Source organism: Mycobacterium sp. MAC_080597_8934 (genome assembly GCF_000523975.1).
GTDB lineage: Bacteria > Actinomycetota > Actinomycetes > Mycobacteriales > Mycobacteriaceae > Mycobacterium > Mycobacterium avium.
On sequence record NZ_JAOS01000019.1, the window covers coordinates 480,457 to 494,936 of the forward strand.

16 protein-coding genes and 1 pseudogene are annotated in these 14,480 nt (G+C 69.8%); 5 read left to right on the forward strand and 12 right to left on the reverse strand.

Annotation, left to right across the window (positions count from 1 at the left end):
* Positions 1–49: 49 nt before the first annotated feature.
* From NF20_RS11270 to dxr, 4 genes are read right to left on the reverse strand one after another with little or no spacing between them, the layout of a single operon-like run.
* Positions 50–904, reverse strand: coding sequence for a GNAT family N-acetyltransferase (locus NF20_RS11270; protein WP_033711942.1), 855 nt, complete (start codon positions 902–904; stop codon positions 50–52).
* Between the two features lie 50 nt (positions 905–954).
* Positions 955–2,121, reverse strand: coding sequence for a flavodoxin-dependent (E)-4-hydroxy-3-methylbut-2-enyl-diphosphate synthase (ispG, locus tag NF20_RS11275; protein WP_033711943.1), 1,167 nt, complete (start codon positions 2,119–2,121; stop codon positions 955–957).
* Between the two features lie 16 nt (positions 2,122–2,137).
* Positions 2,138–3,361 carry a M50 family metallopeptidase gene (locus tag NF20_RS11280; RefSeq protein WP_033711944.1) on the reverse strand — a complete coding sequence of 408 codons (1,224 nt, stop codon included), beginning with the start codon at positions 3,359–3,361 and terminating at the stop codon, positions 2,138–2,140.
* 19 nt (positions 3,362–3,380) lie between these two features.
* Entirely contained in the window at positions 3,381–4,604 is a 1,224-nt protein-coding gene (dxr, locus tag NF20_RS11285) for a 1-deoxy-D-xylulose-5-phosphate reductoisomerase (RefSeq protein ID WP_164999909.1), read from the reverse strand.
* A gap of 121 nt (positions 4,605–4,725) precedes the next feature.
* On the opposite strand from dxr, the gene NF20_RS28135 reads away from it, so the two are divergent.
* Positions 4,726–4,980, forward strand: coding sequence for a DUF2631 domain-containing protein (locus NF20_RS28135; RefSeq protein ID WP_016705993.1), 255 nt, complete (start codon positions 4,726–4,728; stop codon positions 4,978–4,980).
* Between the two features lie 9 nt (positions 4,981–4,989).
* Here NF20_RS28135 and NF20_RS11290 read toward each other — a convergent pair.
* The 6 genes and pseudogenes from NF20_RS11290 to pyrH all read right to left on the reverse strand — a co-directional run.
* Positions 4,990–5,799: pseudogene (locus tag NF20_RS11290) on the reverse strand (cytochrome c biogenesis CcdA family protein); the annotation flags it as partial.
* Positions 5,800–5,839: 40 nt separating this feature from the next.
* Positions 5,840–6,343, reverse strand: a complete 504-nt coding sequence (locus NF20_RS11295) for a protein disulfide oxidoreductase (protein ID WP_033711947.1) — start codon at positions 6,341–6,343, stop codon at positions 5,840–5,842.
* Between the two features lie 51 nt (positions 6,344–6,394).
* Positions 6,395–7,489 carry a 23S rRNA (adenine(2503)-C(2))-methyltransferase RlmN gene (gene rlmN / locus NF20_RS11300; RefSeq protein WP_023861089.1) on the reverse strand — a complete coding sequence of 365 codons (1,095 nt, stop codon included), beginning with the start codon at positions 7,487–7,489 and terminating at the stop codon, positions 6,395–6,397.
* Between the two features lie 34 nt (positions 7,490–7,523).
* The gene (locus NF20_RS11305) at positions 7,524–8,345 is read right to left on the reverse strand and encodes a phosphatidate cytidylyltransferase (protein ID WP_224120018.1); all 822 of its coding nucleotides are present in this window, start codon (positions 8,343–8,345) and stop codon (positions 7,524–7,526) included.
* Between the two features lie 146 nt (positions 8,346–8,491).
* Complete coding sequence (gene frr, locus NF20_RS11310) at positions 8,492–9,049, reverse strand: ribosome recycling factor (protein ID WP_003875106.1); 558 nt, start codon at positions 9,047–9,049, stop codon at positions 8,492–8,494.
* A gap of 174 nt (positions 9,050–9,223) precedes the next feature.
* Entirely contained in the window at positions 9,224–10,021 is a 798-nt protein-coding gene (gene pyrH / locus NF20_RS11315; protein WP_033711948.1) for a UMP kinase, read from the reverse strand.
* 331 nt (positions 10,022–10,352) lie between these two features.
* Between pyrH and NF20_RS11320 the strand changes: the two genes are divergently transcribed.
* Together NF20_RS11320 and NF20_RS11325 are read left to right on the forward strand one after the other, a co-directional pair.
* Positions 10,353–10,592, forward strand: coding sequence for a CsbD family protein (locus NF20_RS11320; protein WP_003875104.1), 240 nt, complete (start codon positions 10,353–10,355; stop codon positions 10,590–10,592).
* A 167-nt stretch (positions 10,593–10,759) separates the two neighbouring features.
* Complete coding sequence (locus tag NF20_RS11325) at positions 10,760–11,455, forward strand: winged helix family transcriptional regulator (protein ID WP_009978105.1); 696 nt, start codon at positions 10,760–10,762, stop codon at positions 11,453–11,455.
* A gap of 23 nt (positions 11,456–11,478) precedes the next feature.
* Here NF20_RS11325 and NF20_RS11330 read toward each other — a convergent pair whose 3' ends face one another.
* Together NF20_RS11330 and NF20_RS11335 are read right to left on the reverse strand one after the other, a co-directional pair.
* A complete protein-coding gene (locus tag NF20_RS11330; RefSeq protein WP_033711950.1) occupies positions 11,479–12,417 on the reverse strand; it encodes a lysophospholipid acyltransferase family protein in 939 nt (312 codons plus the stop codon).
* Positions 12,418–12,513: 96 nt separating this feature from the next.
* Positions 12,514–13,086, reverse strand: coding sequence for an MPT63 family protein (locus tag NF20_RS11335; RefSeq protein WP_033711951.1), 573 nt, complete (start codon positions 13,084–13,086; stop codon positions 12,514–12,516).
* A gap of 313 nt (positions 13,087–13,399) precedes the next feature.
* Between NF20_RS11335 and NF20_RS27655 the strand changes: the two genes are divergently transcribed.
* Together NF20_RS27655 and NF20_RS11340 are read left to right on the forward strand one after the other, a co-directional pair.
* Complete coding sequence (locus NF20_RS27655) at positions 13,400–13,576, forward strand: hypothetical protein (protein WP_003875100.1); 177 nt, start codon at positions 13,400–13,402, stop codon at positions 13,574–13,576.
* A 59-nt stretch (positions 13,577–13,635) separates the two neighbouring features.
* Complete coding sequence (locus NF20_RS11340; RefSeq protein WP_033711953.1) at positions 13,636–14,475, forward strand: SDR family oxidoreductase; 840 nt, start codon at positions 13,636–13,638, stop codon at positions 14,473–14,475.
* Positions 14,476–14,480 lie beyond the last annotated feature (5 nt).

Here is a 14,480-nt window from a genome sequence, read left to right on the forward strand (position 1 = left end):
GGCGCTGATCGCCGAGCGTCACGCCAGCGTGACTTCGGCCCGGGATCCATCAGTCGAGCAGGACCGTGGCGAAGGTGCCGATCTCGGCGAAGCCGACCCGGGCGTAGGCGGCGCGCGCGACGGTGTTGAAGTCGTTGACGTAGAGGCTGGCGGTGCGCCCGCTGCCGACGATCACCGCGGCCACCGTCGCGGTGCCGGCGGTGCCCAGGCCCAGGCCGCGCCACTCCGGGTGCACCCACACCCCCTGGATCTGGCCCACCCCCGGCGACTGCGAGCCGACCTCGGCCTTGAACACCACCTGGCCGTGCTCGAAGCGGGCCCACGCGCGGCCGGCCGCGATGAGACTGGCCACCCGGCGCCGGTAACCCCGACCGCCGTCACCGATGCGGGGGTCGACGCCGACCTCGCCGATGAACATGTCCACGGCGGCCACCAGGTAGGCGTCCAGCTCGTCGGGCCGGACCTGCCGCACCCCGGCGTCGATGTCGCAGTTGGGATGGCGGGACAGCGCCAGGAGCGGCTGGTGATCGCGCACGTCGCGCGCCGGGCCCCAGGCCGATTCGAGCCGCTCCCACATCCGCATCACCAGGTCGGCCCTGCCGACCAGGGACGAACAGCGGCGGCTTCCGCTCATCGCCTCGTCGGCGAAGGCGTCCATGTCCGCCGCGGCGCCGCGCAGCGGGATGAGGTTGGCGCCAGCGAAGCACAGCGACTCCTGCGCCCCGCGCACGGTCCACAGTTCGCCGCCGATGGAGTTGGGGTCGATGCCGTGGTCGGCCACCCGGGCCGCGACCATGCACGACCCGACGGGATCCTCGTCGAACACCCGCCAGACGGCGGCGGCGTCGCGCACCACCGACACCCGTCGCTCGCCGACAAGGCGGAAGAGGGGCGGAGCCGACATCTGGCGAACTCTCTGTGCTGCGAACTAAAGGACCGGGAAACCGGACCCCATCAGCTTACGGTCACGACCGGCGAACCGCTGGATGTTGTGTCAGGACCGTGATCGGTTCCCATCTCCGAGGCTAACCGCATGGCCTCCTCGATGAGCGTCTCGACGATCTGCGCTTCGGGCACGGTCTTGATCACCTCGCCGCGAACGAAGATCTGCCCCTTGCCATTTCCCGACGCGACGCCCAGGTCGGCCTCGCGAGCCTCGCCGGGGCCGTTCACCACGCACCCCATCACCGCGACCCGCAGCGGGACGTCGAGGCCGTCCAGCCCGGCGGTGACCGCGTTGGCCAGGGTGTACACGTCGACCTGCGCGCGGCCGCAGGACGGGCAGGACACGATCTCCAGCCCGCGCGGCCGCAGGTTCAGCGACTCGAGGATCTGGATGCCGACCTTGACCTCTTCGACCGGCGGCGCGGACAGCGACACCCGGATGGTGTCGCCGATCCCTCGCGACAGCAGCGCGCCGAAGGCGACCGCGGACTTGATGGTGCCCTGAAACGCGGGCCCGGCCTCGGTGACGCCCAGGTGCAGCGGGTAGTCGCACTGCGCGGCGAGCTGCTCGTAGGCGGCGACCATCACGACGGGGTCGTTGTGCTTGACGCTGATCTTGATGTCGCCGAAGCCGTGCTCTTCGAACAGCGAGGCCTCCCACAGCGCGGATTCGACGAGCGCCTCCGGGGTGGCCTTGCCGTACTTCTCCATGAACCGCTTGTCCAGCGAGCCGGCGTTGACGCCGATGCGGATCGGGATGCCCGCCGCGGCCGCGGCCTTGGCGACCTCGCCGACCCGGCCGTCGAATTCCTTGATGTTGCCCGGGTTTACCCGCACCGCGGCACATCCCGCGTCGATCGCGGCGAAGATGTACTTCGGCTGGAAGTGGATGTCGGCGATTACCGGGATTTGGCTGTGCCGGGCGATTTCGGCGAGCGCGTCGGCGTCCTCCTGACGCGGGCAGGCGACCCGGACGATGTCGCAGCCGGCGGCGGTCAGCTCCGCGATCTGCTGCAGCGTCGTGTTGACGTCGTGGGTTTTGGTGGTGCACATGGACTGCACCGAAATCGGATAGTCGCTGCCCACGCCGACGTCGCGGACCATGAGTTGGCGCGTTTTGCGGCGGGGGGCGAGCGTGGGCGCCGGAGCGTCCGGCATGCCCAGGCCAACGGTCACTGTGATAGTTCCTTAGCTATTGGAAGAGCCTGATCGGGTTGACCAGATCAGCGGTCACGGTCAGCAACATGTACCCGACCACGAACACCAGCACCACGTAGGTGGCGGGCATCAGCTTGAGGTAGTTCACCGGCGCGGCCGCGACCATGCCGCGCGCCGACCGGACAAGGTTGCGGATCTTTTCGAACGTCGCGATGGCGATGTGGCCGCCGTCGAACGGCAGCAACGGCACCAGGTTGATCGCGCCCAGGATCAGGTTCAGCTGGGCCAGGAAGAACCAGAACGCCACCCAGAGCCCATGGTCGACGGTGTCGCCGCCGATGATGCTGGCGCCGACCACGCTCATCGGGGTCTGCGGGTCACGCTGCCCACCGCCGATGGCGTGCACCAGGGCGCCCACCTTGGTGGGAATGGTGACCAGCGCCTTGCCCACCTCACCGGTCAGCTCCCAGGTGAACGCGAACGTGGCCGGCACCGCCGAGAACACCCCGTAGTGCGCGGGCGCGAGCTTGACGGCGGCGACGCCGATGGCGCCGACCGTCGACGGCGCCGCCTGCCCGCCCTGCCCATTGGGCCCGTTGGTCACAAAGCGCTGGGTGGGCGTGACGTCGACGTAGGTGGTGATCGTGTTGCCGCCACGCTCGACGACGACCGGGACGGTGCCGTGCATCTTGCGAATCGCGGCGGCCATCTCCTCGAAGGTGGACACCGGGGTGTCGCCGACCTTGACTACGACGTCGCCGGCGCGGATCCCGGCCAAGGCGGCCGGACCTGGCCCGGTGCAGTCCGCGATCTTCCCCGGGGCCACTTCCGGTGCGACACAAGCGGTTTCACCAACCACCGCTCTGGTCGGCGGGTGCAGGTTCGGCAACCCCCAGACCAACGCGATGCCGTAGATCAGCACCAGGCAGATGACGAAGTTCATGGCCGGACCGGCGAACAGCACCGCCACGCGCTTCCACGTGTCCTGCTTGAACATCGCGCGGTCGGTTTCGTCGGGCGCGAGCTCCTCGACCGAGGTCATGCCGGCGATGTCACAGAACCCGCCCAGCGGCACGGCCTTGAGGCCGTATTCGGTCTCGCCGCGCCGCGTCGACCACAGGGTGGGCCCGAACCCGACGAAATAGCGGCGCACCTTCATGCCGGTGGCGCGGGCCACCCACATGTGCCCGCACTCGTGCAGGGCCACCGAGATCAGGATGGCCAGTGCGAACAGCACAATGCCGATGACGAACATCATTAGGCTGCGAGGACCTTTCTCACACCACTCCGGGGGTTTTCGCTGACACCGTGGCGGGCCGTGCCTGTGCGACGGCACGCTGCGCCCGCTGCCGTGCCCAGCGCTGCGCGTCTAGTACGTCATCCACGTTAGCGGGTGTTTCGCTGAATTTGGGCGCCCATTGGTCGGCGGCGTGCAGCACGTCGGCGATGGTTTCGACGATGGCACCGAAGGAGACCCGTCCGGCCAGGAACGCCGCGGCCGCCTCCTCGTTGGCGGCGTTGTAGATCGCGGTCATGCAGCCGCCGGCCTGCCCGGCGTGGCGGGCCAGCTCGACGGCGGGGAAGACCTCGTTGTCCAGCGGCTCGAATTCCCAGCGCGACGCGGTGGAGAAGTCGCAGCAGGCGGCCGCCCCGGGCACCCGGTGCGGCCAGCCCAGGGCCAGCGAGATCGGCAGCCGCATGTCCGGCGGGCTGGCCTGGGCCAGGGTGGAGCCGTCGACGAAGGTGACCATCGAATGAACGATCGACTGCGGGTGCACGACCACCTCGATGCGGTCATACGGGATGCCGAACAGCAGGTGGGTTTCGATGAGCTCCAGGCCCTTGTTGACCAGCGAAGCCGAGTTCAGCGTGTTCATCGGCCCCATCGACCAGGTCGGGTGGGCGCCCGCCTGCTCGGGCGTGACGTGCTTGAGCTCCTCGGCCGTCCAGCCGCGGAACGGGCCGCCGGAGGCGGTCAGCACCAGCTTGGCGACCTCGTCGCCGGTGCCGCCGCGCAGGCACTGGGCCAGCGCGGAATGCTCGGAGTCGACCGGCACGATCTGCCCGGGCGCGGCGGCCGCGAGCACCAGCGGCCCGCCGGCGATCAGCGACTCCTTGTTGGCCAGCGCCAGCCGGGCTTCCGACTCCAGCGCGGCCAGCGTGGGCCGCAGCCCCAGCGCCCCGACCAGCGCGTTGAGCACGACGTCGGCCTCGGTCTCCTCGACCAGCCGGGTCGCCGCCTCGGGCCCGCAGAACGGGATGTCGCCGGCCCGCCGGGCGGCGTGTTCGTCGGCGACGGCGACGTTGGTCACACCCGTCTCGGCCCGCTGCCGCAGCAGCGTGTCCAGGTTGGCGCCCCCGGCGGCCAGGCCGACGACCTCGAAGCGGTCCGGGTTGGCCGCGATCACCTGCAGCGCCTGGGTGCCGATCGAGCCGGTGCTGCCCAGCACCAGTACGCGCAGGCGGCCGCGCGGCTGCCCGTCGCTCGTCGGGTTGGTCACCCATTCATTGTGCCGCCCGCCACCGGCGCGGGCCATGATGCGGCCGTGCCCCGCGAGCCCGGCCGGCCGCTGTGCCAGAATCTGGGTTCGACAAGCCGATCCGATCCGAAGGGGATTCGCCGTGGCCAGTACCGAGGTCGAGCACTTCACCGGCGTCGACACCGTCGAGGTGCCGTCGGCGGCGTGGGGATGGAGCCGGATCAACCACCGGACCTGGCACGTCGTCGGCCTGATCATCTTCGGGCTGCTGCTGGCCATGCTGCGCGGCAACCACGTCGGCCACATCGAGAACTGGTTTCTGATCGGATTCGCGACGCTGGTCCTCGTGGTGCTGATCCGCGACCTGTGGGGCCGCCGCCGCGGCTGGATCAGGTAGCCGGTCGGCCCGCCGCCCGCGCCGCCGGGCGTGGCCGAACAGCACCGCCGCCAGCGAGAGCAGCGCCAGCGCCCACGGCCAGAGCCCGTGCCGATGCACCCAGCCGGCCAGCGCACCCTGCAGCCGCCCGGCCGCGCCGATCACCGCGTCCCGCGGGTCGCCACCGGCGCCGAACAGGCGCACCTCGTAGCCGCCGTAATACGCCACGTACAGCCCGACCAGCACCAGCACCGCGCCGCTGATCCGGTCGACGAACGGCAGCATCCGCCGCAGCCGGTCGACCGTCGCCGCGCCGGCCGTCGCCGCGGCGACGGCCAGCACCCCCACCACCAGCGTCAGGCCCGCGACGTAGCCGAGGTAGACCGCGGCGCCGGTCAGCAGCGAGCCACTGCGCAGGCCGGCCGCGGTGACCGCCAGGAATGGCCCGACGGTGCAGGACAGGGAGGCGATCGCGTAGCTGATGCCGTAGCCGTACATCGAGCCGAGCCGCGCGGTGGGCGCCCACCGCGGCCCGACCGGCCGGGGCGTCAGCGCCGACAGCGACCGCCCGGCGAGCAGCCAGCCGCCGAGCGCCACCAGCAGCACCCCGACGACCACGGTGGCGTAGGGCAGCCACCGCTGCACCGCCCCGGCCGCCGACACGGTCAGCGCGCCGAACAGCCCGAACACCGTCAGGAAGCCGAGCGCCATGCCGGCGGTGGCCGCCATGGCCCGACCCGCCGCGGCCACACCCGGCGCCCGCGCTCCCGCGCCGCGCACCACCAGCAGCAGATAGGCGGGCAGCATCGCGAACCCGCACGGGTTCAGCGCCGCCACCATGCCGGCGGCAACCGCCAGCCCGACCAGACCGCGGTCCACGTCAGCGCAGCGCCGCCACCCGGGCGGCCAGTTCGTCCTGGGGCATCGCCGAGGTGGGGTTGTTGACGAAGGTGGAGCTGCCGTCCGCCCGGTAGAACACGTACGCGGGCTGCCAGGGCACGCCGTAGCGGGCCCAGATCGCTCCGTCGGCGTCGTTGAGCGTGGTGAAGTTCAGGTTGTATTTGGAGACGAAGTTGGCCATGGCGCCGACGTCGGAGTGGGCGGCGACGCCGACGAAGGTGACGCCCGGGTTGGCGGCGGCCACCCGGCTCACGCCCGGGGCCTCGGCGTTGCAGTACGGGCACCACGGCGTCCAGAACCACAGCACGGCGGGCTTGCCCTGCAGACTGGCGCCGTTGAACGGCGCGCCGCTGAGCGTGGTCGCGGTGAATTGCAGGCGGTCGTCGGTGGCCGCCGCGCGCGGCGCGTCGCCCAGCCCGAGTAGCAGGGCGACGGCGAAAGCGGTTGCGGCCAAAAGCCTGCAGACAAATGACAAACGGGACATGCCCTGAAGACGCACCGCGCGCCTCCCGGGTTCACCGCCCGGCCCCGCCTGCTATCCCTTCTCGAAGGCCAGCTGTCCGCAGGCGGCGCTGATCTCGCGGCCGCGGGTGTCGCGCACCGTGCAGGACACCCCGGCGGCGCGCACCCGCCGGACGAACTCCCGCTCGACCGGCTTGGGACTGGCGTCCCACTGGCTGCCCGGCGTCGGGTTGAGCGGTATCAGGTTCACGTGCACCAGCGGCCCGAGCGCGCGATGCAGCCGCCGCCCCAACAGATCGGCGCGCCACGGCTGATCGTTGACGTCGCGGATCAACGCGTACTCCACCGACACCCGACGGCCGGTGACGTCGGCGTAATACCGGGCGGCGTCGAGCGCCTCGGCGATCTTCCACCGGTTGTTGACCGGCACCAGCGTGTCGCGCAGCTCGTCGTCGGGGGCGTGCAGCGACAACGCCAGCGTCACCCCGAGCCGTTCGTCGGCGAGTTTGCGGATCGCCGGCGCCAGCCCCACCGTCGACACCGTCACCGAACGGGCCGAGATGCCGAAACCCTGCGGCGGCGCGGCGACGATGCGCCGCACCGCGGCCACCACCCGCGCGTAGTTGGCCAGCGGCTCCCCCATGCCCATGAACACCACGTTGGACAGGCGGTCACCGAAGTCGTCGCGCAGCGCCGCCGCGCCGGCGCGCACCTGCTCGAGGATCTCGGCCGTCGACAGGTTGCGGCTCAGCCCGCCCTGGCCGGTCGCGCAGAACGGGCAGGCCATGCCGCAGCCGGCCTGCGACGAGATGCACACTGTATTGCGCTGCGGGTAGCGCATCAGCACCGACTCCACGGTGACCCCATCCAGGGCCCGCCACAACGTCTTTCGGGTCTGGCCGGCATCGCAGGTCACCTCGGAGGCCGCGGTGAGCAGGATCGGGAACATGGTGTCGGCGATCGCGTCGCGCAGCCCGGCCGGCAGATCGGTCATCTGCCGCGGATCGGCGATCAGCCGGCCGTAGTACTGATGCGCCAGCTGCTTGGCCCGAAACGCCGGCAGGCCCAGCTCGGCGACGGCGGAGGCGCGGCCGTCGGCGTCGAGATCGGCCAGGTGCCGCGGCGGCTTACCGGGGCGCGGCTCGGAGAACACCAGTTGTTGAACCATGACCCGTCCAGTATCGGTCATCGCCGGGGCCGGCCTACGGAACGAGCGTCAGCACCGTCCAGGCGGCGACCGCCGACGGCAGCACACCGTCCAGCCGGTCCATCAGGCCGCCGTGGCCGGGCAGCAGCCGGCCCATGTCCTTGATGCCCAGGTCACGCTTGACCTGCGACTCCACCAGGTCGCCGAGGGTGCAGGTGAACACCAGCACCACCCCCAGCAGCGCGCCCACCCACGGCGCCTTGCCGGCCAGAAAAGTCGCCGCCAGGGTGGCCGCGGTGATACCCAGCACCAGCGAGCCGGCCAGGCCCTCCCAGGATTTCTTGGGGCTGATCGCCGGGACCATCGGATGCTTGCCGAACAGCACGCCCACGGCGTAGCCGCCGACGTCGGAGGCCACCACGGTGATCATCAGGCAGAACACCCGCCCGGCACCGTCGGCGGGATAGACCAGCAGGGCGGCGAAGGAGGCGAACAACGGCACCCAGCAGGCCAGGAAGACGGTGGCCGACGCGTCGCGCAGGTAGTTCGCCGAGGGCGAACCGGCGAACGGCTCGGGGCGCTTGCGGTTGTCCTGCATGAACAACCGCCAGAACAGGCAGGCCACCACGGTGACGCCGAAGCCGGCCAACGCGCCGGCGGCGTGGAACGGCCAGGTCAGCCACACCGTGAGCTGGCCGCCGGCCAGCAACGGAATGACCGGGATGACGTATCCGGCCTCGCGCAGCCGGCGGACCACCTCATGGCTGGCGACCAGGATGGCCATCGCGACGATCGGCACCCAGAGGCGGGGCGCGAACACCAGCGTGACGATGAGCACGGCGCCGATACCGGCGCCCACCGCGATGGCGGCCCGCAGGTCACGTCCGGCCCGGGAGGTTTTCTTCTTGGCCCGCTGCCCGGCCGCACCCTCGGTCGTGTTCTCGACGGCATGCTCCGGCTCGTCGCCTGCACCGGGATCTGAGGTAGCCACGGACCTGAATCAACTTCGCTGCCGGATGGTCGCTAGACCTCCAGCAGCTCGCCTTCTTTGTGCTTGACCAGCTCGTCGATTTGGGTGATGTACTGATGGGTGGTCTTGTCCAGGTCCTTTTCGGCCCGCCCGACCTCGTCCTCGCCGGCCTCGCCGTCCTTGCGGATGCGGTGCAGCTCCTCCATCGCCTTGCGGCGGATGTTGCGCACCGACACCTTGGCATCCTCCCCCTTGCTCTTGGCCTGCTTCACCAGCTCGCGGCGGCGCTCCTCGGTCAGCTGGGGCACCGCCACCCGGATCAGGGTGCCGTCGTTGGTGGGGTTGACGCCCAGGTCGGAGTTGCGGATGGCCGTCTCGATCGCCCCGACCTGACTGGCCTCGTAGGGCTTGATCACCACCAGCCGCGCCTCGGGCACGTTGATGCTGGCCAGCTGGGTGATGGGGGTGGCCGCGCCGTAATAGTCGATCACGATCCGGGAGAACATGCCCGGGTTGGCGCGGCCGGTCCGGATGGTCGACAAGTCGTCACGGGCAACCGCTACGGCCTTCTCCATCTTCTCTTCCGCGTCGAAGAGAGCCTCGTCAATCATCTGCGCCGCTCCTCCTCATCGCTACGCTCTGCATCGTCGCCGCCGCGGATCATCTGCGCCGCTCCTCCTCATCGCTACGCTCTGCATCGTCGCCGCCGCGGATCATCTGCGCCGCTCCTCCTCATCGCTACGCTCTGCATCGTCGCCGCCGCGGATCATCTGCGCCGCTCCTCCTCAGGTGGTGACCAGCGTCCCGATCTTCTCACCGGCGACCGCGCGGGCGATATTGCCATTGGTCAGCAGATTGAACACCAGGATCGGCATGCCATTGTCCATGCACAGGCTGAACGCCGTCGCATCGGCCACGCGCAGCCCGCGGTCGATGACCTCGCGGTGGCTGATCGCGGTGATCAGCTCGGCCTCGGGATATTGCCGGGGATCCGCGGAGAACACGCCGTCGACGGCCTTGGCCATCAGCACCACCTCGGCGCCGATCTCCAGCGCCCGCTGCGCGGCCGTGGTGTCGGTGGAGAAGTAGGGCAGGCCCATGCCGGCCCCGAAGATCACCACCCGTCCCTTCTCCAGGTGGCGCACCGCGCGCAACGGCAGATAGGGCTCGGCCACCTGGCCCATGGTGATCGCGGTCTGCACCCGGGTGACGATGCCTTCCTTCTCCAGGAAGTCTTGCAGCGCCAGGCTGTTCATCACCGTGCCCAGCATGCCCATGTAATCCGAACGGGTGCGCTCCATGCCGCGCTGCTGAAGCTGGGCGCCGCGGAAGAAGTTGCCGCCGCCGATCACCACCGCCACCTGGACGCCGCCGCGGACCACCTCGGCGATCTGCCGGGCCACCTGCGCGACGACGTCGGGATCCAAACCAACCTGGCCGCCACCGAACATCTCGCCGCCCAGCTTGAGCAGCACTCGCGAATACCGGGCCCGGCTCGACGGCTGGCCGGAAGCCAGTCCGTTCGCCGGCTCTGGCCTCGGAGCCGCCGAGCCGGTGACGTGGGGCTCCCTGGACTCCGTCATCAGACTCCTCGCATGAGAGTGCCATCCCGGGACGAGTCTCTCCGGAACGGCATTTCACATCCTGCCTCATCGCAGCACAACGCCGCCTCGCCGGGGTGCATTATGCGCACAGTTGGCCTGCCCGACCGATTTTCGAGTCTCTCGGTACCGGATTGCGGCGGCGCGCCGGTGCGCGTTTGAGGGCTCGGTGGCGGGGGAATCCGCCAGGACGCGGCGGAAATACGCGGTCTTGAGCAACGAGGACCTGCCTCGCCGTATGACCGGATCGATCGCTCGCGATCGTCGTTCGAGCGTGCATCGCTCGCAGTACGCCAAGAGGAGGAACGGTTCCATGGCGGAAGAAAACAAGTCGGGACCCGCGGAAGCGGTGAAGGGCGTCGTCGAGGACGTCAAAGGAAAGGCCAAGGAGGCCGTGGGCGCGGTGGCCGGTCGTGACGACCTGACCCGGGAGGGCCAGGCGCAGCAGGACAAGGCCGAAGCGCAGCGCGACGCGGCGAAGAAGGAAGCCGAGGCCGAGGCCGCCCGCGGCGGCGCCGAGGCCGCCGAGGAGCGCCAGAGGGCCAACCAGTAGCTCGCTGGAAAGATGGGTCCGGTCCGTGAAAATGGGCCGGGCCCATCGCTTTTCTGGGATCGCCTGCATAGTTTCCGGCGGGGCGGGTATCCAATACGGCGCTGTCAGACATCTCCCGCAGAGGTGCCTACGGACCGGGGGAAGCGAGAACCTCACGAGGTTTGGAGATGTCGTTGGACGTGGTGGTCCTCACCAACGAGGACGATTTCGAATCGGCGCTACCCGATCTGAGCAGATTCGCCCGCCCGGCACGCCGCGCCGCGCTGAGCACCGACGGCGACGGGCAATTCGGCCCCGCGGACGTGGCGATCATCGACGCGCGCAGCAACGTGGCCGCCGCCCAGGCGGTGAGCCACCGGCTGACGGCCGATCATCCGGCGACCGCGGTGGTGGCGCTGGTCGCCCCGGCCGATTGCGCGGCGGTGGACGTCGACTGCAATTTCGACGACGTGATGCTGCCCGGCACCTGCGCCGAGGAGTTGCAGGCGCGGCTGCGGCTGGCCATCGGCCGCCGCCGCGGCGGCCTGGACGGCACCCTGAAATTCGGCGATCTGTTGCTGCACCCGGCCAGCTTCACCGCGTCGCTGGACGGGCGGGAACTGAACCTGACCCTGACCGAGTTCAAACTCCTGAATTTCCTTGTGCAGCATGCCGGTCAGGCGTTCACGCGGACCCGGCTGATGCAACAGGCGTGGGGCTATGAGGGCAACGGGCGGGCCCGCACCGTCGACGTGCACATCCGGCGGCTGCGCGCCAAGCTGGGCACCCGGCACCAGTCGCTGGTCGGCACGGTCCGCGGAGTCGGCTACCGGGTGCCGACGCCACCGCAGCCGGAATGGATCGTTGGACACCAGAAACCGTGAGCGGCAATGCTTTTCGATGAGGATCAGCCGAAGACGGGGAATGCCCGCCGGCGCGCCAGCGCGTCCATTCCCTGCTGGATCGAGTCCTGCACCTCCCGGTATTTGCGCTCGACGTATTCGTCGTCCTGCACCCGCGCGGGATCGTTGTCCAACTCGACGGGGGGCATGAACCGCGTCCGGATCTTGGCCGGCAGCGGCAGCTGAGGCAGCGCCGCCGGCGCGATCCCCCAGGGCAGCGAGATCGCCAGCGGGAACACCTTGAGCCGCAGTAAACGGTCCAGCCGCAAGGCTTTCGAGAGCCGGTCGCCGCGAATCAGCACCGGCATGGCGTCGGCGCCGCCGACGGTGGCGATGGGCACGATGGGCACGCCGGCGCGGATCGCCATCTTGACGAACCCGGTCCGCCCGGCCAGGTTGGCGCGGTCCCGCTCGGTCCACGGCCGCAGCGAGTCCACTTCCCCACCGGGCCACAGCGCCACGTCACGCCCCTCCGCCAGCGCGGTGGCGATCGCGTCCGGGGCCGCCGGAAGGACCCCCATCGAGCGGAAGTAGCGCCCGAACAACGGGATTGCCATCAATGCGTCGTGGGCGGTGCCGTGCAGCGGGCGGTCCGGCCCGAACCGGCGCCACCACTGCAGGCCGACGGTCCAGGCGTCCCAGACGAACGGCGCCCCGGAGTGCACCCCGACCAGCAGCGCCGGCGGTGTGTCCGGAATGTTCTCCCACCCGTCGATCTCCATCCGAAACCAGTAGTCCACCAGCGCATTCCACAGATACTTCTGCCGCTGCAAGGTGTCCTCGTCCTGGCCGGACAGATCCCATCGGGCCGCCCGCTCGGCGACCCATCCGCTCAGCCCGCCGCGTTGGCCGTTGCGTCGCTCCTGCATGGCCGCCCGGGTTTCGGCGGCGTGGCGCTGCGCCTGGGCGCGCACCTGCGTCGGTCTGTGATCGGGGTTACTCATGAATTCCGGATACCCGATTCGCGCCCGCACGATTCCCGCACCGCAAAACTCCCCGCACCGTTGCGGTGCGGGGAGTTCTTCCGACGGTTCGACCGTTTACGAGTGCGCCGCCGGCGCGGGGGGAGCGCCCGGCGCCGGGCTGTTCGGCGCACCCGGTGCGGGGCTGTTCGGCGCGCCGGGCGCGGAGCTGGGCACGTTGGAGGTCCACATCAGGACGTCCTGCATGCCGTCGTTGTAGACCACGCCGTTGGGCGGCGCGCCGGTCACGTCGAAGTACAGCGTCCCGGTCGACTCGGTGCCCTGCGGGATCGGCGCGGGGCTCAAGCCGTTGGGCACCGCCACGTTGTCGATCACCCGGTAGTTCTGGCCGTTGGGGCCGCGGGCGATGAAGTCGTGGACCATCGGGGTGACCACCCCACCGTCCGAGCGGACGCTGACGTCGGCCTGGTAGAGCGTGCCTTTCGGGGTGTAACCCGGAATGCTGACGTTGCTGGGCTGCAGATTGCTCACCGTGTAGTCGGTGACCAGCGGCCCGTCCACCAGCTGCTCGCTGACGCCGAACCCCTGGATGTTGGGCGCGGCGGCGGCCGGCGTCGCCGCGAACACGCTCGCCGCCGCGATACCCCCGGCAGCGGCGGCTGTCAGCACGGCGTTCTTGGTGACCTTCATTGTTCATTTCCTTTCGTCTCGAACAATTGCCCCCCGGAAGGGCCTTTCGCAGATAACCCGGCAAATAGCCAACAAATCTTCGACTTAAACACCGGCACCCCGAATCAACCGCTCAACCGGCGCAAATGCGGGCAAATGGCATTACTTACCCGGACGACATCTTCGGCCTCAGCTCATAACAGCCGTGTCAGCACTCACACCGGCAACCGCGCTCCGGGCGCGATTAGGCGCTGCCCCTCCGGGTAGTCGTCGGCAAGGGCGTCCGCCCGCCCGGAAGGACGCGAGTCGAGATATCCGCGAAGGGAGCAGTCGGGTGCAACGCGGCAACTCCAAGCACAGCTCACGCCAAGACGACGAGCTCAAGCACGAATTGGACGGCACCGTCCGGGGTAACCGGACCAGCCGCAGCGAGGAATGGCGCGATCCGGAACCGCCGGCCGACGACGACCCGGATGTGCCGACCGCCGGCCCCAGCCGGCGCGAATCCTGAAGCGGCACATGGCTGCCGATGCAATGGACGACGAATTTTCGAGCAGCTGAGGAAATCCGATGGGCTTTGTGGCGCAACAACAATCCGTCCCGGGCGTGCAGGCGAAGATGGAACCAATTCCGGACTGTGGTGAAAACAGTTACCGGGGTTCGGGAAAACTGCTCGGCAAAAAGGCGATCATCACCGGCGGCGACAGCGGCATCGGCAGGGCGGTGGCGATCGCCTACGCCCGCGAGGGCGCCGACGTGCTGATCGCCTACCTCAACGAGGACGACGACGCGCGCGACGTGGCCCGCTACGTCACCGACGCCGGCCGCAAATGCGTGCTGGTGCCCGGCGACCTGTCCGATCCCGCCCACTGCCGGGCGGTGGTGGACCGCGCGGTGCGGGAGCTGGGCGGGGTGGACATCCTGGTCAACAACGCCGCCTATCAAATGATGCACAAGAACCTCGACGAGATCAGCGACGAGGAGTGGGACTACACCTTCCGGCTCAACGTCGGCGCTTATTTCTACCTGACCAAGGCCGCGCTGCCGCACCTGCGCGCCGGCTCATCGATCATCGGCAGCTCCTCGGTGAACTCCGATACGCCCAATCCCACCCTGGCGCCCTACGCGGCCACCAAGGCGGCCATCGCCAACTTCTCGGCCAGCCTGGCCCAGCTACTGGGAGACAAGGGAATTCGGGTCAACAGCGTGGCGCCGGGGCCGATCTGGACACCGCTGATCCCGTCCACCATGCCGCCGGACAGCGTGGAGTCGTTCGGCGACAACGTGCCGCTGGGCCGCGCCGGGCAGCCGGCCGAACTGGCGCCCATCTACGTGCTGCTGGCCTCCGACGAGGCGAGCTACATCTCCGGGGCGCGGGTCGCCGTCACCGGCGGACGGCCCATCCTCTAGCGCCA